This is a genomic window from Variovorax sp. RO1, from assembly GCF_002849325.1.
Lineage (GTDB): Bacteria > Pseudomonadota > Gammaproteobacteria > Burkholderiales > Burkholderiaceae_C > Variovorax.
Genome location: NZ_PKMT01000002.1, coordinates 123,481 through 145,084 on the forward strand (window position 1 = coordinate 123,481; position 21,604 = coordinate 145,084).

Here is a 21,604-nt window from a genome sequence, read left to right on the forward strand (position 1 = left end):
CGGCGTCAGCGCGGCGCCATCCGGATCGCGCCGTCCAGCCGCACGCTCTCGCCATTGAAGTAGCCGTTGGTGATCATCAGCTCGGCCAGCGTCGCGTACTCGGCCGGGTTGCCCAGGCGCTTGGGGAAGGGCACCGAGGCGGCCAGCGCGGCCTTCACGTTGTCGGGCGCGCCCTGCAGCAGCGGCGTGTTGAAGATGCCCGGCAGGATGGTGTTGACGCGGATCCCCTCGCCCATGAGGTCGCGCGCAATGGGCAGCGTCATGCCGACGATGCCGGCCTTCGAGGCCGTGTAGGCGGCCTGGCCCATCTGGCCGTCTTGCGCCGCGACCGAGGCGGTGTTGACGATGGCGCCGCGCTCGCCGTCTTCCAGCGTGTCGAGCGTGAGCATGCCGGCCGCCGACTTGGCGATGCAGCGGAAGGTGCCCACGAGGTTGATCTGGATGATGCGGTCGAAGTTGGCGAGCGGAAAGTGCTTGATCTCGCCCGAGGCCTTGTCGCGGCTCGCGGTCTTTACTGCGTTGCCGGTGCCGGCGCAGTTGACCAGCACGCGCTCTTGCCCATGTGCGGCGCGGGCCTTGGCGAAGGCCGCGTCGACCTGCTCTTCCGACGTGACATCGACCTTGCAGAACACGCCGCCCAGTTCCTTGGCCAGGGCCTCGCCCTGCGCCTCGTTGAGGTCGAACAGCGCGACCTTCACGCCGTGGCTGGCCAGGCGGCGCGCGGTGGCGGCCCCGAGGCCCGAGGCGCCGCCCGTGACGACGGCGGCAATGCTGGAATCGAGTTGCATCTCTTGTTGTCCTTGGAGAGTGAGAGAGAGGAAGAGAAAAAAGAAAAACGAAACGCCTGCCGTTCAGACCGGGTAGTAGCGCAGCTTCTGCGCCGCCATCTCGCGCATGCGCGCCGTGGGCACATACGGCGCGCCGAGCGCCGCATGTTTGTCGCACAGCGCCACCACGCGGTCCAGCCCCAGCCAGTCGGCGTACTTGAGCGCACCGCCCGCGTAGGCCGGAAAGCCCACGCCGAGCAGCAGCGCCATGTCGAGCTCGGCCGGCGTGGCGACCACACCGTCTTCGAGCGCGTGCGCGGCCTCGACGACCATCGGCAGCATCATGCGTTCGACGATCTCCGCATCGGCGAAGTCGCGCCGGCCCTGCGGCTGCAGCGTGGCAACCAATGCATGCGCCTCGGGCGCGGCGGACTTGCGCGGTCGGCCCGTGGGGTCGTTCTCGTAGCGGTAGAAACCGGCGCCGTTCTTCTGGCCGTAGCGCTTGTTCGCCACCATGAGCTTCACGGCATTGCGTTCCAGGGCCGGCATGCGTTGCGGGTAGCCCGCGGCGATCACGTCGCCCACGTGCGCGCCCACGTCCATGCCCACCACGTCCTGCAGGTAGGCCGGGCCCATGGGCCAGCCGAAGGCTTCCATCGCGCGGTCGACGGCCTCGAAGTCGGCGCCATCGGCCACCAGCTGCACGAAGGCGTTGATGTACGGCGTGAGGATGCGGTTGACGAGAAAGCCCGGGCAGTCCTTCACCACGATGGGCGTCTTGCCCATGGCCACGGCATAGCCCACGGCGGTGAACACGGCCGCGTTGCTCGTCTTCGCGCCCTGGATCACTTCCACCAGCTGCATCACCGGCACGGGGTTGAAGAAGTGCATGCCGACAAAGTCTTCGGGCCGCGCGAGCGGCTGGGCGATGTCGTCGATGCGCAGGCTCGAGGTGTTCGACGCGATCACGGTGCCGGGCTTCACGCTGCCTTCCAGCGCGGCCAGCACCTTGCGCTTGACCTCGAGGTTTTCGACGACGGCCTCGACCACGCAGTCCACCGTGTCGAAGCCGGCCTCGTCGAGTTGCGGCACGATCGACGCCTGAATGGCATCAGCTTTTGCCTGCGCGAGCCGGCCGTTCTTCACCTGCTTGGCGAGCTGCTTGCCGGCCTCGGCCATGCCCAGGTCGAGCTGCGGCTGCGCGATGTCCTTCATGCGCACCGGCGTGCCGCGCAGTGCGCTGGTGTAGGCGATGCCGCCGCCCATGATGCCGGCGCCGAGCACGGCCGCCTGCTTCACCGGACGGCCTTCGCGCGCGTGGCGCTTGTAGAGCTTCTTGAGCGCCTGGTCGTTGAGAAAGGCCTGCACCAGCGAAGCCGCGGCCTGCGTCTTCGCGACGCGGCCGAAGGCGGCCGACTCGAGGTCGAGCGCGCCCGCGCGGTCGCGGCCTGCGGCCTCGGTCATCATTTCGAGCGCGATGAGGGCTGCGGGCTGGTGCTTGCCGCTGCGCGCCACCACCTGCGTGCGCGCGGTCTCGACCAGCGCGCCCGCCTCCTGCGCCGACAGCGCCAGCGGCGCGCGCTTGCGTTGCTGCGCGGCCTGCCAGTCGATCTCGCCGCGCACCGCACGCTGCAGCAGCGCGAGCGCGCGGTCGCGCAACGCGTCGGGCGCCGCGACCTCGTCGATCACGCCCGCTGCGAGCGCGGCCGGCGCCTTGGCCGGCTTGCCGCTCGCCACCCAGTCGATGGCCGTGGCCAGGCCTGCCAGGCGCGACAGCCGCACCGTGCCGCCGAAGCCGGGGAACAGGCCCAGTTTCACTTCGGGCACGCCGACCTGGGCCGTGTCGGCCATCACGCGCAGCGGCGCGAGCATCGCCAGCTCCAGCCCGCCGCCGAGCGCGAAGCCGTTGATGGCGACCACGCTGGGCACGGCCAGGTCTTCGAAGGCGTTGAACAGTTCGTTGCTGGCACGCACGCCGCGCGCAATGTCGGCCTCGGCCTGTTGGAAGGTGGCGCCAAACTCGGTGATGTCGGCGCCGACGATGAACACGTCTTTCGCGCTCGTCACGAGCACGCCGCGCACATCCGGCGAGGTCGCGATGCGCTCGGTGGCCTGGCGGAATTCGTCGACGGTGCGCGCGTCGAGCTTGTTGATGGCCTCGCCGCGCCGGTCGAAGCGCAGCTCCACCAGCCCGTCCTGCAACAGCAGGACTTCGATGCTTTCGCCTTGGAACAAAGGGGGTCTCCTCGCGGCCGGCGACACGCCAGCCTGTGGGAAAAAGTTTAGGGACGCGCCCTGCGCGCAGGCATCGTCCGAAGCGACGATTACAGGCGGCCGCGCGCCTGCAGGTAGTCGCGCACCGCCTCGGCGGCAGGGTCGCCGACCACGGCGAACTCGTCGGTGAAGAAGATCGGCGAGGCGGCCAGGTCGATGAAGCGGCGCTCGTCCGCCAGCAGCTCGGCGCTGGCGCGGCGGGCTTCGTCGCGCCGCGCGCCGGTGCGCGCCTCGAGGCTGTCCCACCACAGCTCGGCCACGCCGTCGAAGGGCGCAGGGCTGCCGCGCGGCACGGCCAGCGGCTGCACCAGTGCGTCGTCGAGCGTGTGCGACTGCACGTAGCGGCGCAGGCCCAGCACCTCGGCGCGCTCGGCGACGAGCGGTGCATGCACATGGCGCCAGTGGTGCTGGAACTGCGCGCGGTCCAGGTGCGGCAGCCGGCGCAGGCAGAAGACGAGCTTGATCATCGACGCACCCGGATCAGGCCTTCCTGCGCGACCGAGGCCACGAGCCGGCCCGCGCGGTCGAACAGCGCGCCGCGGCAGAAGCCGCGCGCATGTTCAGCGGAGGGCGAGTCGGCGTCGTACAGCAGCCAGTCGTCGCAGCGGAAGTCGCGGTGGAACCACATCGCGTGGTCCAGGCTCACGCCCTGCACGCCGGGTTGTTGAAACGCCAGGCCGTGCGGCTGCATCGCCACGCCCATGAAGCTGTAGTCGGAGGCATAGGCCAGCATGGCCTGGTGCAGCAGCGGGTCGTCGGGCAACGCGTCGGCCGTGCGCAGCCAGAGCTGGCTCTGCGGCGGGCGCGGGCCAGCCGTCACCGGGTCGCGCGGATCGACGTAGCGGAACTCGATCGGCCCCTCGACCCGTATAGGAGGTCCAGCGCGCGAGCCGGCACGCGGCGTCAGTGCTTCGGGCGGTGGCGCCTCCGGCATCGCGCACTGGTGCGACACGCCCTCCTCGCGCCGGTGGAACGAGGCCGACATATGGAAGATCGGCTCGCCATGCTGGATGGCGACCACGCGCCGCGTGGTGAAGCTCGCGCCGTCGCGGATGCGGTCGACGTCGTAGACGATGGGCGCGGCCTTGTCGCCTGCTCGCAAGAAGTAGCCGTGCAGCGAATGCGCCGCATGCCCGTCGACCGTGCGGGCCGCGGCCATCAGCGCCTGCCCGAGCACCTGGCCGCCGAAGACGGCGGGCGCGCCGATGTCGGTGCTGGTGCCGCGAAACAGGTTCTTCTCGAGCTGTTCGAGCTGCAGCTGCGCGACCAGCGACTGCAGCGCTTCCGCGCGGCCTGTGCTCACGCGGCCTGCTCCGTCGGATAGAACAGCGTGTTCGATTGCGCACGCTCGCGCAACGCTGCCGTAGGCTTGAAGCGCTCGCCGTGACGCTCTGCGAGTGCGTCGCAGCGTGCGACAAAGGCGGCGAGGCCGACGGTCTCTATGTATGAGAGCGTGCCGCCGGTCCAGTCGGGGTAGCCCGATGCGAGCACGGCGCCGAGGTCGGCTTCGACCGGCTGCTTCAGCACGCCTTCTTCGAGGCAACGTGCCGCTTCGAGCGCGAGCAGCGACAGCAGGCGTTCGCCCACGGCGCGTGCGTCGGGCTGCGATGCGGCGGACTGTGTCGCGACGACTTCAGCGGTCAGCGGACTCTCGCCCAGCCCAGCCTGCCGCGCGGCATTCGCAATCAGCGCAGGCGACACGCCCTCGCTCAACAGCGCCTGGCCTTCACTGCGGTACAGCTGCCGCAGACGTTCGACATACGCGGTGTTGACCGCACTCAAGTCGCCCTTGCGCCGCAGCGCCGCGCCCCGGTTCACGAACAGCGTGCGCATCAGGTTGCGCGCCACCGGGCCGGCGAGCAAGGGGCCGAAGCACTGTGCCTCGACCGCCAGGCCCGCGTCCATCGGCAGCTGCGTGCCTTCGTACACGGCCGACAGGATGGCCAGCGGCGCCGGCAGGTTGTCGTGCGTGTCGCGTCGCACCTGCGCCAGCGTGGCGCCGAAGCTCGCACCCGCGTGCGGCGCCAGTGCGCCCGCGCCGCCCGGCACCTTGAAGCCCTTCACGTCCCACGGCTGCTGGCCGGCCTCGGGGTGGTCGAGCACCCAGCGGCGCGCGACCTGCACGAGCTGGTCGGCCGGCGCGAGCGCATCGACCATGCCCAGCGACAGCGCCTCGGCCGGCGCCACGTGCTGGCCCGAGAGCAGCAGCGGCAGCGCGCGCGCAATGCCGATGAGGCGCGGCAGCCGCTGCGTGCCGCCGCCCACTGGCAGCAGGCCGACCGTGACCTCGGGCAGCCCGACCACCGAACGCGGTTCGTCGAGCAGCACGCGGTGATGGCAGGCCAGCGCCAGTTCAAAACCGCCGCCCAGCGCCACGCCGTTGATCGCCACCGCCACGGGCTTGCCGCAGCGCTCCAGCTCGCGCAGCGCGCGCCCGCCGGGCGCGATGGCCTCGGCGGCATCGGCCGCGCTGCCGCCCGTCGCATGAAAGCCCACGAGGTCCTTGAGATCGGCCCCGGCCATGAAGCCGCTGGCCTTGCCCGAGGTGATGACCGCGCCGCGCACGTCGGCGCGCTGCGCGATCTGCGCCACGGCCGCGCGCAGGTCGGCCGTGAAGCCGGGCGTGAACACGTTCATCGGCCGGTCGGGCACGTCGAGGGTGAGGAGCGCGACGCCGTCGGCATCGACCTCGAATCGGATGTTGGAGTGCATGAGAAAAGAAAACTTGAAGCAGAAGACGCGCTCAGACGCGCTCGATCACCAGCGCGGTCGATTGCCCCGCCGCGGCGCACAGCGTGACCAGGCCCAGGCCCGCGTCGCGCCGCTCCAGCTCGTCGAGCAGCGTGCCCGTGAGGATCGCGCCGGTCGCGCCCAGCGGATGGCCCAGCGCAATGGCGCCGCCGTTCACGTTGATGCGCGCGGGGTCGATGTCGAAGTGCCGCGCATAGCGCATCGGCACCACCGAGAAGGCCTCGTTGACCTCGAACAGGTCGATGTCGCCGATGCGCAGGCCGCAGCGCGCCAGCAGGCGTTCGGTGGCCGGCATCGGGCCGCCCAGGCTCAGCAGCGGCTCGTCGGCGCACGAGGCACTGCCGACGATGCGCGCGCGCGGCACGAGGCCGTTGCGCGTGCCGTAGTCGCGGTTGCCCAGCAGCACCGCGCAGGCGCCGTCGACGATGCCGCTCGAATTGCCGCCCGTGTGAATCGGCGCGATGTGCGAGAGCTGCGGGTAGCGCTGCAGCAGGATCGCTTCGTAGCCCTGCGCGGCCACGCCGGCGAAGGCGGGCTTGAGCTTGGCGAGGTCGGCCATGGTGGTGCCGGGGCGGTTGGCCTCGTCTTTGGCGAGCACGGTGCGGCCGAGCCGGTCGCGCACGGGCACGAGCGAGCGGTCGAAGCGGCCCTCGGCCTGCGCCACGGCGGCGCGGCGCTGGCTTTCCATCGCGTAGGCATCGACCGCCTCGCGGTCCACGCCGTCGAGCATGGCCATGAGGTCGGCCGCCACGCCGTTGGGGATGTAGGGGTAGCGCTGGCCCACGGCGGGGTCGGTGTAGACGGCGCCGCCGTCGCTGCCGATGGTCACGCGCGACATCGACTCCACGCCGCCGCCGATCACCGCGTCGGCCTGGCCCGAGGCCACGAGGCCGAAGCCCATCTTGAGCGTGTCGAGCGCCGAGGTGCAGAAGCGGTTGAGCTGAAAGCCGACCACGCTGTCGCCGTAGCCCGCCGACAGCAGCGCCACGCGCGCGATGTCGGCGCCCTGCTCGCCCACGGGCATCACCACGCCCAGGCCCACGTCCTCGATCTGCGTGGGGTCGAGCGCATGGCGTTCGCGCAGCGCCTGCAGCACCTGCGTGGCCAGTTGCACCGGCGTGATGGGGTGCAACGCACCGTCGGCGCGGCCCTTGCCGCGCGGGGTTCGCACGTGGTCGTAGATGAAAACGTCGTGGGTCATGGGCAGGGCGCTGCCCGGGTGCGCAGGGCCACCGGATGCAGGGGAATTCAGTTTGTCTGCGGCCAGTTTAGGAAGCAGAATCGGTTGCCGGAATCGTCGGAAGCGACGGAATTTCCAGGCATTCACTCCCCCTTCGCGATGCCTGCACCAGCCCCCGTTCCCCCTTCCTCGCTCCGGATTCTCGAGACCAAGCTCAACCCGCCGGCCTTCGTGGCCACGCAGGTGCCGCGCACCGCCATCAGCGAAGAAATCGCGGCCGCGACCGTCAAGCTCGTGCTGGTGCGCGCACCCGCCGGCTTCGGCAAGACCACCGCCATGGCGCAGATCCGCGAACGCATGGACGCGCAGGGCATCGCCACCGCGTGGCTCACGCTCGACCGCGCCGACAACGACGTCTCGCGCTTTCTCAACTGCCTGGCCGAGGCCGTGCAACGCATCGGCGTGGACGAGCCCGCCAGCCACGCGCCCTTCGATGCGGTGGCCGCGCTGGCCGCGCACGACTCGCCCTTCACGCTCTTTCTAGACGACTTCGAGGTGGTGCAGGAACCCGCCGTGCTCGGCCTCGTGCGCGAGCTGGTCGAGCACCTGCCGCGGCGCGGGCAGATCGTGATCGGCTCGCGCAGCCTGCCCGACCTGGGCCTGGGCCGGTTGCGCGCGCGCGGACAGCTCATCGAGATCGACACCGACCGCCTGCGCTTCACGCTGGAAGAAACCAGCGCCTTCATCGGCCTGCGCCAGGCGCATGCGCCGCACGCCACCGCGCAGCCGCCGCAGGCGCTGCCGGCCGACATGCTTTCGCAGCTGCACCGCAAGACCGAAGGCTGGGTCGCGGCCATCTGGCTGGCGTCGATGGCGCTGGAGCGGCACGGCATCGAGACCGGCTTCATCGAGCGCTTCTCGGGCTCAGACCGCGCCGTGGCCGACTACCTGGCCGAAGACGTGCTCGCGCACCAGCCGCCCGAGATCCGCGACTTTCTGCTGCGCACCAGCATCCTGCGTCAGCTCGATGCGTCGGTGTGCCAGGCGCTCAGCCCGCGCGGCGACAGCGCCGTCATCCTCGAACAGCTCGCCGCCGCCAACCTGTTCCTCACGCCCGTGAGCGGCGACGCGGGTGGCGAGGTGCGCGCGTGGCGCTATCACAGCCTGTTCGCCGACTTTCTGCGCGCGCAACTCGCGCGCGAACGGCCCGACGAACTCGCGCGGCTGCACCTCGCGGCCTCGGGCTGGTACGAGTCGCACGGCCGGCCCGTGCCCGCCATCGACCATGCGATCGAAGGCGGCGACCATCCGCATGCGCTCACGCTGCTCGACAGCTACGCCGAGCAGTTCCTCGAACAGGGCCGCATGCGCATGCTGGCGCGCTGGTTCTCGGCGATTCCCGAGCATCAGCTGCGCGAGCATCCGTTCTTGCAGCTCATCGCGCTGTGGGCCACCTGCTTCACGCACGGCCCGTGGGACGCGATGCGTCTGCTCGAACAGTCGGGCTGCCTCGAGAGCCCCATTCCCGAGGTGCGCGCCAACGCCCACACGCTCATTCCGCTGCTGCTCGCGATGGAAGACCAGCACGACGCGGCGTATGAAGCCGGCCGCGAAAGCCTCGCTCGCATGCCCACCGGGCTGGCCTTTGCCGAAGGCGTGCTGCTCAACGCGATGGCCCACATCCTCGCGGTGCGCGGCGACCAGCGCGAGGCACAGCGCCTGCTCGAGGCCGCACGGCGCGAGCAGGGCAACAGCACCTTCAACCGCATGTACACCGAGTCGCTCGCGGGCCTGTTCGACCTCACCGAAGGCCGGCTGCGCCAGGCGACTGCGCGGCTGCGCATGGCGGTCGATTCGACGCATGCCGTGTCGTACAACCACAGCCACGGCAACGCCTGGGCCGGCGTGCTGTACGCGGGCGCCGTGTACGAGACCAACCAGCTGGTGCAGGCCGAGCACCTGCTGAACGTGTACCTGCCGCTGGCGCGCGACGTGGGCCTGCCCGACCACATGATCCTGAGCCACGTCATGCGCTCGCGCATCGCCTTCCACGCCGGCGACATCGACGCCGCGTTCCAGGCGCTCACCGAACTCGAATACCTGGGCCACCACCGCCAGCTGCCGCGCGTGGTCGCGGGCGCCAAGCTGGAGCGCGCGCACATGCTGCTGCTGCAGGGCAACGGCCCTGCCTCGCGCGACGAGCTGCAGCGCGCCGACGACCCCGAGCTGTGGGAGCGCGAACGCCGCCAGCGCCTGCCCGCGCACGACCTCGACTACCTCGCCCTCGCCAAGGCACGCTGGGACATCGCCTTCGGCGACGCGCGCGCGGCCCTCACCGTGCTCGACGCCGAACTGCACGCCGCCGTCGCCGCCAATCGCAACCGCCGCGCGCTCAAGCTGCGCGTGCTGCGCGCGCTGGCACTGCAGCGCGCAGGCGACCTCGCCACCGCCATCGAAGAAATCGGCGCCGTGCTGCAGACCGCCAGCCAGGAAGGCTTCGTGCGGCTGATCCTCGACGAAGGCCCGTCCGTGGGCACGCTGGTGCACCGCTATGCCGCCGCCATGCAGCAAGAGGCCAGTGCCGTGGCGCCCGTGCTGCGCAGCGACCCGATATTGGCCGACTACCTGCAGCGGCTGCTGCAGGTGCTCGGCCCGCCGCCCTCACCGATCGACGCCGAGGCGCCCTCGGGCGATGCCACCAAGGAGCCGCTCACGCGCAAGGAGATCCGCGTGCTGCAGCTGCTGGCCGAGGGCTACTCGAACAACGCGATGGGCGAGAAGCTGTTCGTGTCGGAGAGCACGGTGCGCACGCACCTGCGCAATATCAACATGAAGCTGGGGGCCAAACGCCGTACCGAGGCGGTGGCGATTGCGCGCAAGCTCGGCGTGATTCGCTGACCAGCCAGCCAGTCAAGCCGCCAGCCGCTGCCGCTTGTCCTGCGCATCGCGCCCCGCGATGTTCTCGCGGGCACGCTGCCAGTCGTCGTCCTTCCATTCCGACATGCGCGAGAAATTCCCGCCCGTGGCCTGGAACTGCGCGCCGTCGATGGCGATGGTCTGGCCGTTGACGTACTCCGAGCCCGGGCCGAGCAGGTAGGCCGCGAGGTTGGCCAGCTCGGGCATGCGGCCGTTGCGTTCCATCGGGTTGCGCTCTGCCTTGTGCTCGCCGCCGCCGGGGTTCAGGCGCGCGCTCATGCCCTCGGTGGGGAACAGGCCCGGCGCGATGGCGTTGAAGCGGATGCCGCGGCCGGCCCACTCGACCGCGAGCGATTGCGTCATGGCGTGCAGCCCGGCTTTCGACATGGCCGAAGGCACGGTGAAGGGCGAGCCGTTCCACACCCAGGTCGTGAGAATCGACAGCACCGACGCGGCCTTTCCCTCTGCGAGCCAGCGCTTGCCGCATTCGAGCGTCATGCAGAAGCTGCCGCGAAAGACGATGCTCGAGATGGCGTCGAAGGCGCGCGGCGACAGGTCTTCTGTGCGGCTCACGAAGTTGCCTGCAGCGTTGTTGACGAGGCCGTCGAGCGCGCCGCCGTCGGCCCAGATGGCGTCGAGCATCTCGGTGATCTGCGTGTCCTGGCGGATGTCGCAGGTCTTGGGGATCACGCGCCCGCCATGCAGGTGCATGAGCTCGGCGGCGGTTTCTTCGAGCACGGGCGCGCGGCGCCCGCAGATGTACACGTCGGCGCCGAGCAGCAGCAGCGCCTCGCTCATCACGCGGCCCAGGCCGCTGCCGCCGCCGGTCACGAGGTAGCGGCGGCCGGCGAGCAGGCCGGGCTTGAACATCAGGTCGTCGAGGGTCATGGGAATCCTTGTGTGCTTGCTTGCATGCACGCGAAGACGTGCGGGATGAAGATGAAGCTCAGCGCCCCGTGTAGACGGGCGCGCGCTTCTCGAGGAAGGCGGTCATGCCTTCGCGGAAATCGCGGGTCTGGGTGCACAGCACCTGGTTGCGGTCTTCCATGGCGACGACCGCTTCCATGCTGCCGGCGTCCACGGCAAGGCCCAGCGCCTCCTTGGTGAGGCGCAGCGCCACGGGCGTCGCGTTGCGCATGTCGTCGGCCAGCGCCTGCGCCTCGGCCTGCAGCGCGGGCAGCGCATCGACGCGGCTCACGAGGCCCAGCGCGTAGGCGCGCTGCGCGTCCATGAAGCGGCCGGTGAGCATGTATTCGGCCGCGACCGAGCTGCCGACCATGCGCGGCAGGAAGTAGCTCACGCCGACGTCGCAGGCCGACAGGCCGATGCGGATGAAGGCGGCGTTCATGCGGGCGTCGGGCGTGGCCAGGCGCACGTCGGATGCCAGCGCGAGCGCAAAGCCGCCGCCGCTGGCCGCGCCCTGCACCACGCACACGATGGGCTGCGGGCAGCGCCGCATGGCCAGCATGATGTCGCGGATGCCCTTCTGCTGTTCGAGCATGTCGGCCACGCCGAGGTCTTCGCCGCCCGCCTGTTCCTTCAGGTCGAGCCCGGCGCAGAAGGCGCGGCCCGCGCCCTGCAGCACGACCACGCGCTCGGGGCTGCGCGCATTGAGGCCTTCGAAATACTCGCGCAGCGCGCGAACCAGCACCGGGTCGAGCGCGTTGAGGCGTTCGGGGCGGTTCAGCGTGAGCCAGGCGACACCGTCGCGCCGTTCGATCTGCAAGACGTCGCTCATGACGTGGACCGCATTCACAGCGCGCGCGAGATCACTTCTTTCATGATCTCGTTGGTGCCGCCATAGATGCGCTGCACGCGCCCGTCGGCGTACATGCGCGCGACCATGTACTCGGTCATGAAACCGTAGCCGCCGAAGAGCTGCAGGCATTCGTCGACCACGCGGCCCTGCGTCTCGGAGGCCCAGAGCTTGGCCATGGAGGCGGTGGCGGTGTCGAGCCGGCCGGCCACGAGGTCTTCCACGCAGCGGTCGATGAAGGCGCGGCCGACCTTGATCTGCGTGGCGATCTCGGCCAGCTTGAACTTGGTGTTCTGGAACTCGGCGATCGGCTTGCCGAAGGCCTTGCGGTCGCGCACGTAGTCGAGCGTGGCCTGGTAGGCGCCTTCCATAGTGGCCAGCGCGTTCACGCCGATGATGGTGCGCTCGTACGGCAGGTCGCTCATGAGCTGGAAGAAGCCCTGCCCTTCCTGGCCGCCGAGCAGCGCGTCGGCCTGCACATGCACGTCGTCGAAGAACAGCTCGGAGGTGTCCTGCGCCTTCATGCCGATCTTGTCGAGCACGCGGCCCACGCGGTAGCCCTCGCAGCCCTCGGTCTCGACGATGAGGATCGAGGTGCCCTTGGCGCCCTGCGTCGGGTCGGTCTTGGCCACGACCAGCACCACGCCCGCAAGAAAGCCGTTGGTGATGAAGGTCTTGGAGCCGCGGATGCGGTAGCTGCCGTCGGGCTGCTTCTCGGCGCGCGTGCGCACGCCTTGCAGATCGGAGCCGGCGCCGGGCTCGGTCATGGCGATGGCACCGACCAGCTCGCCGCGCGCCATGCGCGGCAGGTAGTTCAGCTTCTGCGCCTCGGTGCCGTGGTTCAGGAAGTAGTGCGCAACGATGGTGTGCACCGAGCTGGCCATGCCGCTGAGCGCGCGGCGCGCCTTCTCTTCGTAGAACACGGCCTCGTGGCGGAAGTCGCCGCCGGCGCCACCGTAGGCCTCGGGAATGTCGGAACACAGCAGGCCGAGGGCACCGGCCTTGCGCCACACCTCGTGGCCAACGTGGCCGCGCTTGCGCGCCTCTTCGTCGTGCGGAACGATCTCGGTCTCGACGAAGCGCACCACGTTGTCGCGGTACAGCTCCAGCTGTTCGTCACTCCACGAGCGGCTGAAATCGATGGGCATGGGGTGGTCCTTCAGTGTCTTGAAATGAGGGGAATGGGGTCAGCCGACGCGGCGCTCTTTACCGGCCCAGAAGGGCTCGCGCAGCTGGAACTTCTGCAGCTTACCGGCGGCCGACAGCGGCAGCGCCTCGCGGAACTCCACGCTGCGCGGGCACTTGTAGTTGGCGATCTGGTCGCGGCAATGCGCAATGACGTCGTCGGCCGTGAGCGACATGCCTTCGCGCAACACGATCACCGCATGCACGCGCTCGCCCCACTTGTCGTCGGGCACGCCGATGACGGCGGACATGAGCACCTGCGGCATCTGGGCGATGGCGTTTTCGACCTCGGCCGAGTACACGTTCTCGCCGCCGCTCACGATCATGTCCTTCATGCGGTCGACCACGAACAGCAGGCCGTGCGCGTCCATGTAGCCGCCGTCGCCGGTGTGCATCCAGCCGCCGCGCAATGCGGCCTCGGTTTCGGCGGGCTTGTTCCAGTAGCCCTTCATGACCATGGGGCCGCGCGCGACGATCTCGCCGACCTGGCCGGGGGGCACCTCGTTGTCTTCGCCGTCGACGATGCGGATCTCGGCCACCGGCACCGGCGTGCCGGCCGCGCGCAGCAGGCGGTTGCGGTCGGGCCCGGGCAGGTGGAAGTGCGGCATCAGCACGGCCACGGTGGGCGACAGCTCGGTCATGCCGTAGGCCTGCGAGAAGCTCGTGGCGGGCAGCGCGGCCATGGCCTGCTCGAGCAGCGCCACGTCGATGGGCGCGGCGCCGTACAGCAGCATCTGCAGGCTCGACAGGTCGAACTCGGCAAAGCGCGGGTGCTCGATCACGCGCTTGATCATGGTGGGCACCAGGAACATCTCGGTGGCGCGCGAGGCCTGGATGGCCTGCAGGATCGCCACCTCGTCGAACATCGGCACCACGTGCTGCGGCACCAGCCGCAAGATGCTCTGCAGCGACAGCCCGCAGCCGGCCACGTGGAACATGGGCACGGCGATGACCACGGCCGCGTTGCGCGTCTCGCGCGGCACCGCCGCCACCGAACTCAGCGCGTTGATGTAGAGGCTGCCGTGCGTGAGCATCACGCCCTTGGGCCGGCCGGTGGTGCCGCCGGTGTACATGATGGCGGCCAGCTCGTCGGCGCTGTGCGGCGCATCGTCGATGGGCGTGGCCTCGGCCAGCAGCGCCTCATAGCCGACCATGCCCTCGGGCACAGGACCATCGCCGCAGTACACCACGGTGCGCAGCGAGGTCGAGAGCTTGCGCAGCTCGCCGGCCATGGGCGCGAACAGGTCGTCGACCAGCAGGATGCGCGTGTCGCAGTCGTCCAGCGAGTAGGCGACCTCCTTCGGATTCCAGCGGATGTTCACCGGGTTGATGACGCCGCCGCCCCACCAGGTGCCGAAGAAGAACTCGACGAAGCGGTGCGAGTTCAGGCTCATCATGCCGACGCGGTCGCCGCGCGCCATGCCGAGCTGCTGCAGCACGGCACCGAGGCGCGCCACGCGGTCGGTGAGCGTCGCGAAGTCGAGGCGATGGGCGCCGCAGACCACGGCGGTCTCGCGGGCCTTCTCGCGGCGGCCCTTGTGCAGGGGCTGGGTGAGGAACATGGGTGTCGTCTCCTTGGTGGTTTTGTCAGGCAACCCGGCGTGCATGGCCGGCCCAGTGCGGCTCGCGCAGGCGGTACTTCATGACCTTGCCGGCGCCCGAGATCGGCAGTGCCTCGGTGAACGCCACGCTGCGCGGGCACTTGTAGCCGGCGATCAGTTCGCGGCAGTGCGCGATGAGCGCCTCGGCATCGGCATCGCTGCCGGCCTTGCGCACCACCACCGCATGCACGGCCTCGCCCCAGCGGTCGTCGGGCACGCCGATGACGGCGGCGGCGGCCACGGCGGGGTGACGTGCGAGCGCGCCCTCGACCTCGGCGCAGTAGATGTTCTCGCCGCCGCTCACGATCATGTCCTTGTAGCGGTCGACGATGAAGACGAAGCCGTCGTCGTCCATGCGCGCGGCGTCGCCGGTGTGCATCCAGCCATCGCGCAACGCGGCGGCCGTCTGCTCGGGCAGGTTCCAGTAGCCCTGCATCACGCACGGGCTGCGCACGGTGAGTTCGCCGACGGTGCCGCGCGGCACCTCGCGGCCGTCGCTGTCGCACACGCGCAGGTCGATGCCCGAGAGCGCCTGCCCGGCCGAGGCCAGCTTGCCGAGCTTGCGGCCTTCGGGCGAGTGGTAGTGGCGCGTGAGGTAGCTCACGCCGGCCGACAGCTCGGTCATGCCGTAGCCCTGCGCGAACTCGGCCTGCGGAAAGGTGGCGAAGGCGCGCTCCAACAGTGCCTCGGTGATCGGCGAGGCACCGTAGCCCACGAAGCGCACGCTCGACAGGTCGGCCTGCGCGGTGCGCGGGTCGTCCACCAGCATCTGCAGCATCGCGGGCACGGCCATGAGGTTGGTGGCGCGGTCGCGCTCGATGGCGGCGAGCATGCCGTCCACCGAGAAGCCAGGCAGGATGATCTGCGCGCAGCCCATGAGCACGCCGCGCAGCAGGAACGACAGCCCTGCCAGGTGAAAGAGCGGCGCCACCTGCAACAGCCGCGCACTGTCGTCGAAGAACGCGCCGAGCATCGAGACCTGCGCATTGATCACCAGCGCCGCCTGGCTGAGCATCACGCCCTTGGGCCGGCCGGTGGTGCCGCCGGTGTAGAACACGCCGGCCAGGTCGTCGCCGCCGCGCAGCGCGTCGGGCACGGGCGCGCTCTCGCGGATCAGCGCTTCGCAGTCGGTCATTCCGGTGGGCGCCTGGCGCTCGCCCATGTAGACCCAGGTGGTGACGGCGCGTGCGGCGGCGCGCAGCTCGGCGGCCACGGGCAGGAACTGGTCGTCGACGAAAAGAATGCCGGTGGCGCAGTCGTCGAGCGAGTGCGCCATCTCGGCCACGCTCCAGCGCGTGTTGACCGGGTTGACCACGCCGCCCGCCCACCACACGGCCAGGTAGTACTCCAGCGTGCGGTCGGCGTTGAGCGCGAGCACGCCCACGCGGTCACCGGGCCGCACGCCCAGCCGGCGCAGCGCGCCCGCGAGGCGCGCGACGCGATCACCGAGTTCGCCGTAGGTGCGCGTGCGCCCCTGGAACACGGTGGCGACGGCGCGCGGGCTGCACTGCACGGCGCGGTGCAGGGCCTGCGTGAGGTACAGCTTCGGTTGCGTGGATTGCATGGTTTGCATGGTTTGCATGGGCACGGGCTCCTGTCGGTGCGTGAATGCCATGCATGCGCCAACGCGCATGCCCAGGGAAGAAGGAAGACGTCAGCGCGCTTCGGCCACAGGCGCAGCGGCGCCCCAGCGCTGCAGCAGCGCCTGCCCGTCGTCGGGCGACACGGCCGGCGGCACGACCGGCGCGGTGCGGCTGAAGCGCGGCGCAGGCGCGGGCTGCACCACGCCGCCCACGGTCGCGAAGGTGCCGCGCGCCACGTTGTGCGGGTGCTGCGGGGCTTCATCCCAGTCGAGCACGGGGGCGAAGCAGGCGTCGCTGCCTTCGAGCAGCACGCACCACTCGTCGCGCGTGCGGGTGCGGAACACGTCGGCCAGGCGCAGCTTGAGCAGCGGCCAACGGTCGGCGTCCATCTGGGCATCGAAGGCGGGGTCGTCGACCAGGCCGCAGCGCTCGCGCAGCAGCGCATAGAACTGCGGCTCGATGGAACCGATGGCCACGTACTTGCCGTCGGCGCAGGCGTAGGTGTCGTAGAAGTGAGCCCCGCCGTCGAGCATGTTCTCGCCGCGCTGGTTGCTCCACTGGCCGGCCGACTTGAAGCCGTACATCATGGCCGACAGCAGTGCGGCGCCGTCGGTCATGGCCGCGTCGACCACCTGGCCCTGGCCCGAGGCCTTGACCTCATGCAGCGCCGCCAGCAAACCGAAGGCCAGCAGCATGGCGCCGCCGCCGAAGTCGCCCACGTAGTTCAGCGGCGGCACGGGCGCCTCGCCCGAGCGGCCGATGGCGTGCAGCGCGCCGCTGATGGCGATGTAGTTGATGTCGTGGCCGGCCGCGTGCGCCAGCGGGCCGTGCTGACCCCAGCCGGTCATGCGGCCGTAGACCAGGCGCGGGTTGCGCGCGTGGCATTCGGCCGGGCCCAGGCCCAGGCGTTCCATCACGCCGGGGCGGAAGCCCTCGATGAGGATGTCGGCGCGCGCAATGGCGTCGAGCACGGGGGCGGCGGCGCCGGGGGCGCGCAGGTCGACCTCCCAGGTGCTGCGCCCGCGCGCCAGGATGTCGTGGGGGTCGCGCCGCGTGCCGGGGCGCGTGATGCGAAGCACCTCCGCGCCCATGTCGGCGAACAGCATCGCGCAAAAGGGGCCGGGGCCGATGCCGGCCATCTCGACGACCCGAAGTCCTTTCAGGGGTCCTGCCATGTGTGTCTCCTCTGGCGCGCACCCGGCGGCCTGTTGTGTAGAGGCATCTTGGCGCGCGGGCGCCGGCGTCGCATCGTCCGAAGCGACGAAAGCGAGGCAGACCCGTTCAACGGCCCGTGAAGACGGGCGCGCGCTTGGCCGCGAAGGCGGCGGCAGCCTCGCGGAAATCGTCGGTCTTCAGCGCCAGCACCTGGGCGCGGTTCTCCACCTCGAGCGCGGCGTCGAGGCTCGGCGCTTCGAGGTTGGCCCACATGAGCTGCTTGGTGTGGCGCGTGGCGTAGGGGCTGTTGCGCAGCACGTCGGCCGCCATGGCGAGCGCACGCGGCAGCAACGCTTCGTCGTCGACCAGCGCGGCGACCAGGCCGATGCGCTCCGCTTCGTCGGCCGGCACGGGTCGGCCCGTGAGCATGAGTTCGAAGGCGCGCGAGGCGCCCACCAGCCGCGGCAGGTGGTAGCTGATGCCGCACTCGCCGGCCGTGAGGCCGATGCGCACCGCGCCCACATGGAACGACGCCGAGCGCGCGGCCACGCGGATGTCGGCGCCCAGCGTGAGCGCAAAGCCCGCGCCCACGGCCACGCCGTTGACGGCGGCGATCACCACCTTGTCGAGCGCGCGCAGCCGCCGCACCATGCCGGCGAACAGCTCCTGCCCCGCCATCAGGTCGGCCACCGAAGGCTCGCCGTCGAGCGGCTGGTCGTCGCGGCGCGTGAGCGGCGTGGTGAGGTCCCAGCCGGCGCAGAAGCCGCGACCGGCGCCGGTGAGCACCAGCACGCGCACGCTGTCGTCCTGCGCCAGCGCGTCGAGCGCGGCGCACAGGCGCCGCACGGTGGGCTGGCTCAGCGCGTTGAGGCGCGCCGGGCGGTTCAGCGTGAGCAGCGCGATGCCTTCGCGGCTGCGGTCGATGAGGATGTCATCGGTGTCGGACATGGGGGGCTCTTTCCTTTGGGGATTCAGCGACCGCTCCAATGCGGCGCGCGCTTTTCGATGAAGGCGCGTGGGCCTTCCTTGAAGTCTTCGCTCGCGGCCACGCGCTCGAAGGCGTCGCGCGTGAGGGCGCGCAACGCGGCCTCATCAAGTCCGCTGTTCGCCTCGCGCGCCACGCGCAGGCTCTGGCGCACCGCCACCGGAGCGTTGCGCGCGATCTCGGCGGCCAGCGCCAGCGCGGCTTCGCGCAACCCATCGACGTCAGCCACAAGACGATTGACCAGGCCGAAGCCGTGCGCGCGTTCGGCATCGAGCTGGCCCGCCGTGAGGATCAGTTCGAGCGCGATGTTCGGCGGAATGGCGCGCGGCAGCCGGTACAGCCCGCCCGCCGCAGCGATCAGCCCGCGCAGCACTTCGGGGAGGCCGAAGGCGGCCTGCCGCACGGCCACCACGAGGTCGCAGGCCAGCACGAGTTCGGTACCGCCGGCCAGCGCCTTGCCGTTGACGGCGGCGATCCACGGCTTGCTGCGCTCGCGGTACACGAAGCCCGCGAAGCCGCCACGCTCGGTGCGCAGCGCGCTGCCGCGGCCGGCCGACACCTCCTTCAAGTCGGCGCCCGCGCAGAAGGCCTCGCGGCCGGCTCCGGTGAGCACCACGGCGCGGATGTCGTCGTCGGCCTCGGTGGCATCGACGGCGGCTTCGAGCCCCGTGGCCACGTCGCCGTTGACGGCGTTGCGCGCCTCGGGGCGGTCGATGGTGACGAGGGCGACGTGGCCCAGCAAACGTTCGACAGTCACTGCAGTCATGCCACGCTCCAGTTCAAAAGATCGTCCGCGCCTGCCGTCACCGTGCCGCCGCAACCGACGGGGCTGCGGTCAAGGTCGGTCAGCACCTTCAGCGAAGCCGCATCCGTCGCCTCGACGCGCGCCATGAGCCGTTCACCGGCCGGCGTGCGCGCGATCACGATGCCCTGCGAAGGCTGGCCGTCGCGGCCGTAGACCACGGTGAAGGTCTCCAGCGTGGCGGCGCCCGCGTACTGCAGCACCAGCGGCGGCACCGGCCCGCGCCGCGCATCGGCGGCGGCCTGCACGCTGTAGTCGGGCTTCGGTAGCCCCTGCGGCGGCGGGCTGGAGCCGAGCACCAGCGCATGGTGCTTGGTGACGTACTCGCCCTGCCCGTAGAGCAGCGCGGCCTTGCCCTTGGGTGCGTCGCGCAGCGCGCGCACCAGGCCGGCGGCGGCGTGCGTCATGTAGTCGTTGAGCGGCGCGCCGAAGAAGCTCAGGCCGCCGGTGGAGGTCATGCGCGCCTCGGGCGCGAGGCCCAGCGTGCGGCGCGCCATCTTGGGCACGATGGGGAAGCAGCTGTAAAGCTCCAGCATCTCGAAGGCCGAGGCGTCGCCGCCGACCTGCGCGAGCACGGTTTCCATCACCAGGTCCTGTGCGTGCGAGCGGTGGTACTGGTCGCGCTGCAGGTAGTCGCGCGGCTCGCGCGCGGCGGCGCCGTCCCACACGTAGACCCAGCGGTCTTCGGGAATGCCGAGTTCGCGCGCATGGCCCACGCTGGTGAGCAGCACGGCCGCGCCCATGTTGACCAGCGGATTCGCCACCATGTGCTTGGTGTACGGCCAAGCAATGAGGCGGTTGGCCGCATCGATGCGCGCGATGTCTTCGGGCGTGAAGGGCTTGCGCAGCCAGGCGTAGGGGTTGGCGGCGGCCACCTCGGAGTAGCGCGCCCACAGGCGCGACGACTCGTCCTGCGCCTGACGCGGCGTCTGGCCCCAGTGCGCGAGCGCGGCGTTCTCGTAGAAGGGGTAGATGGTGGTCGGCATGGCGGCGCCGAGCTTGATCGCCACGGGGTGGCAGATGTCGGTGCCGCGCACCAGCTTCACGCTGTCGTCGCGCGGCGTCCAGGCCAGCGGCGTGCCGAGCTTGGCGGCGGCATCGACCGTGTAGCGCGCCTCGGCGCCGGTGACGGCCGCCACGGTGCTCTCGCCGCGCGCGATGCGCAGCGCGGCCTCGTGGATGTAGCGCACCGGCGATTCGCCGCCGGTGACGCCGTAGACGCTGCGCGCCGGGCTGCACCCCAGGCGCGCGTTGAGCAGCGCGGGCGCATCGGTGTAGGGCCACGAGTACTCGCAGACGATGTCGAGCGAGTCGAGGCCGGCCAGCAGCGCGGCGGCGCCGCTGTCCTGTTCGGCCGCGCGCATGGCACGCGCCATCAGCTCGATGGGTTCGAGGCCTTCGGCGGCCTCCTTGGTGCGGTGCGTGATCTCGCCGACGCCGACGATGACCGGCGTGCGGTCGTCCAGTGCTGTCATGGGGTTACTGCTGCTCTGAGAGTTGTTGCTGTTGTTGCTGAAGCTGCGCCACGCGGCGCAAATGCCACGCGGGCGGGCCGAACTGGCCTTCGATGAGGGTGGCGCGGCGCACGTAATGGCCGACGGCGAGTTCTTCGGTCATGCCCATGCCGCCGTGCAGCTGCACCGCGCCCTGCCCCACGGCGCGACAGGCCTTGGCGACCGCGACCTTGGCGGACGACACGGCGCGGGCGCGCGACGCCGCATCGGCGCCCGAGGCCAGTGCCTCGCCCACGCTGGCGGTGAGCGCGTCGGCTTGTTCGAGCGCCATGTGCATGTCGGCGAGCCGGTGCTGCAGCACCTGGAAGCTGGAGATCGGCACGCCGAACTGCTTGCGCTGGCGCACGTAGTCGAGCGTGTCGCGCATCAGCCGGCGCAGGATGCCGATGGACTCGGCGCAGACCGCGAGCGTGGCCTCGTCGAGCGCCTGCTCGATCTGCGGCAGCGCGCCGCCTTCGGTGCCGAGCAGCGCATCGGCATTCAGGCGCACCGCCTCGAAGGCGATGTCGGCCGCGCGGCCGCCGTCGCGCGTGCGGTAGGCGCGCAGCTGAACGCCGGGCGCGTCCTTGGGCACGACCAGCAACGACAAGCCCTTGTCGCTGCGCGCCGTGACGATGAAGTGGCTGGCCCACGGCGCGGCCTGCACCACGGCCTTGCGGCCGTCGAGCCGCAGCCGGCCGTCGGCCTCGCGCACGAGCGTCGTGCGCACGTCGTCACGCGCATGGCGGCTGTGCGGCTCGTCGTGCGCGAAGGCCAGCACGGCCTGCCCCGCGACGACGCGCGCGAGCAGCGCATCGGCCATCGCGCCCGGATGGCGCTGCAGCAGGCCGGCACCGATCACCAGCGTGGAAAGATAAGGCTCGGCTGCGAGTTCGCCGCCCAGTGTGGGCAGCAACGCGAGGTGCGCGGCCAGGCCAAGACCCAACCCGCCCTGCGCTTCGGGCAGGGCCGCGCCCAGCAGCCCGAGGTCACGCGCCAGGCCTTGCCAGAACGGCGGCGGTGCGTCGTCGGCAGCGGCCAGCGCATGCAGCCGTTGCTCGAAGCCGTGCTGGTCGTCGAGGTAGCGCGCGAGGCTGTCGCGCAGCATCGCGAGGGTGTCGTCTTGTTCGGTGAGGGTGGTCATGAAAAAACGAGC

The 21,604-nt window shown here is 70.8% G+C and carries 17 protein-coding genes; 1 reads left to right on the top strand and 16 read right to left on the bottom strand.

Translation table 11 applies throughout. The annotated features are described in order from the left end of the window. Window positions 1–5 precede the first annotated feature (5 nt). The 6 genes from CY658_RS11760 to CY658_RS11785 all read right to left on the bottom strand — a co-directional run bounded on the left by CY658_RS11760 (window position 6) and on the right by CY658_RS11785 (window position 6,993). The gene (locus tag CY658_RS11760; protein ID WP_099793044.1) at window positions 6–788 is read right to left on the bottom strand and encodes an SDR family NAD(P)-dependent oxidoreductase; all 783 of its coding nucleotides are present in this window, start codon (window positions 786–788) and stop codon (window positions 6–8) included. A gap of 63 nt (window positions 789–851) precedes the next feature. Then, complete coding sequence (gene fadB / locus CY658_RS11765) at window positions 852–3,002, bottom strand: fatty acid oxidation complex subunit alpha FadB (protein ID WP_101490417.1); 2,151 nt, start codon at window positions 3,000–3,002, stop codon at window positions 852–854. An 89-nt stretch (window positions 3,003–3,091) separates the two neighbouring features. Further along, entirely contained in the window at window positions 3,092–3,508 is a 417-nt protein-coding gene (locus CY658_RS11770) for an EthD domain-containing protein (protein WP_099793048.1), read from the bottom strand. After that, window positions 3,505–4,344, bottom strand: a complete 840-nt coding sequence (locus tag CY658_RS11775; protein ID WP_101490418.1) for an acyl-CoA thioesterase — start codon at window positions 4,342–4,344, stop codon at window positions 3,505–3,507. Before CY658_RS11775 ends, CY658_RS11770 begins: the two co-directional genes overlap by 4 nt. Next, a complete protein-coding gene (locus CY658_RS11780; RefSeq protein WP_101490419.1) occupies window positions 4,341–5,753 on the bottom strand; it encodes an enoyl-CoA hydratase-related protein in 1,413 nt (470 codons plus the stop codon). Before CY658_RS11780 ends, CY658_RS11775 begins: the two co-directional genes overlap by 4 nt. A 31-nt stretch (window positions 5,754–5,784) precedes the next feature. Then, entirely contained in the window at window positions 5,785–6,993 is a 1,209-nt protein-coding gene (locus CY658_RS11785) for an acetyl-CoA C-acetyltransferase (protein WP_101490420.1), read from the bottom strand. A 138-nt stretch (window positions 6,994–7,131) separates the two neighbouring features. Here CY658_RS11785 and CY658_RS11790 point away from each other — a divergent pair, with 138 nt between their 5' ends. Further along, window positions 7,132–9,870, top strand: coding sequence for a LuxR C-terminal-related transcriptional regulator (locus CY658_RS11790; RefSeq protein WP_101490421.1), 2,739 nt, complete (start codon window positions 7,132–7,134; stop codon window positions 9,868–9,870). A 12-nt stretch (window positions 9,871–9,882) separates the two neighbouring features. Here the strand turns inward: CY658_RS11790 and CY658_RS11795 are convergent, their stop codons facing one another. The 10 genes from CY658_RS11795 to CY658_RS11840 form a co-directional block, all read right to left on the bottom strand. Next, the gene (locus CY658_RS11795; protein WP_101490422.1) at window positions 9,883–10,776 is read right to left on the bottom strand and encodes an SDR family oxidoreductase; all 894 of its coding nucleotides are present in this window, start codon (window positions 10,774–10,776) and stop codon (window positions 9,883–9,885) included. 58 nt (window positions 10,777–10,834) lie between these two features. After that, on the bottom strand, window positions 10,835–11,626 hold the full coding sequence (locus tag CY658_RS11800; protein ID WP_101490423.1) for an enoyl-CoA hydratase/isomerase family protein: 792 nt from the start codon (window positions 11,624–11,626) through the stop codon (window positions 10,835–10,837). 14 nt (window positions 11,627–11,640) lie between these two features. Further along, a complete protein-coding gene (locus CY658_RS11805; protein ID WP_101490424.1) occupies window positions 11,641–12,792 on the bottom strand; it encodes an acyl-CoA dehydrogenase family protein in 1,152 nt (383 codons plus the stop codon). Between the two features lie 39 nt (window positions 12,793–12,831). Beyond that, complete coding sequence (locus CY658_RS11810) at window positions 12,832–14,436, bottom strand: long-chain-fatty-acid--CoA ligase (protein WP_257884848.1); 1,605 nt, start codon at window positions 14,434–14,436, stop codon at window positions 12,832–12,834. Next, a complete protein-coding gene (locus CY658_RS11815; RefSeq protein ID WP_257884849.1) occupies window positions 14,417–16,012 on the bottom strand; it encodes an acyl-CoA synthetase in 1,596 nt (531 codons plus the stop codon). Before CY658_RS11815 ends, CY658_RS11810 begins: the two co-directional genes overlap by 20 nt. 72 nt (window positions 16,013–16,084) lie before the next feature. After that, window positions 16,085–17,188 (bottom strand): CaiB/BaiF CoA transferase family protein, encoded by a 1,104-nt coding sequence (locus CY658_RS11820; RefSeq protein WP_101490426.1) that lies wholly within the window; start codon window positions 17,186–17,188, stop codon window positions 16,085–16,087. A 106-nt stretch (window positions 17,189–17,294) separates the two neighbouring features. Then, window positions 17,295–18,116, bottom strand: a complete 822-nt coding sequence (locus CY658_RS11825) for an enoyl-CoA hydratase/isomerase family protein (protein ID WP_101490427.1) — start codon at window positions 18,114–18,116, stop codon at window positions 17,295–17,297. 23 nt (window positions 18,117–18,139) lie between these two features. Then, on the bottom strand, window positions 18,140–18,919 hold the full coding sequence (locus tag CY658_RS11830; RefSeq protein ID WP_101490428.1) for an enoyl-CoA hydratase-related protein: 780 nt from the start codon (window positions 18,917–18,919) through the stop codon (window positions 18,140–18,142). Further along, window positions 18,916–20,430: an acetyl-CoA acetyltransferase gene (locus tag CY658_RS11835; protein ID WP_101490429.1), complete on the bottom strand. Its 1,515-nt coding sequence runs from the start codon at window positions 20,428–20,430 to the stop codon at window positions 18,916–18,918. The genes CY658_RS11830 and CY658_RS11835 overlap by 4 nt, the downstream gene beginning before the upstream one ends. A gap of 4 nt (window positions 20,431–20,434) precedes the next feature. Continuing rightward, window positions 20,435–21,592, bottom strand: a complete 1,158-nt coding sequence (locus CY658_RS11840; protein ID WP_101490430.1) for an acyl-CoA dehydrogenase family protein — start codon at window positions 21,590–21,592, stop codon at window positions 20,435–20,437. Between the last annotated feature and the right edge of the window lie 12 nt (window positions 21,593–21,604).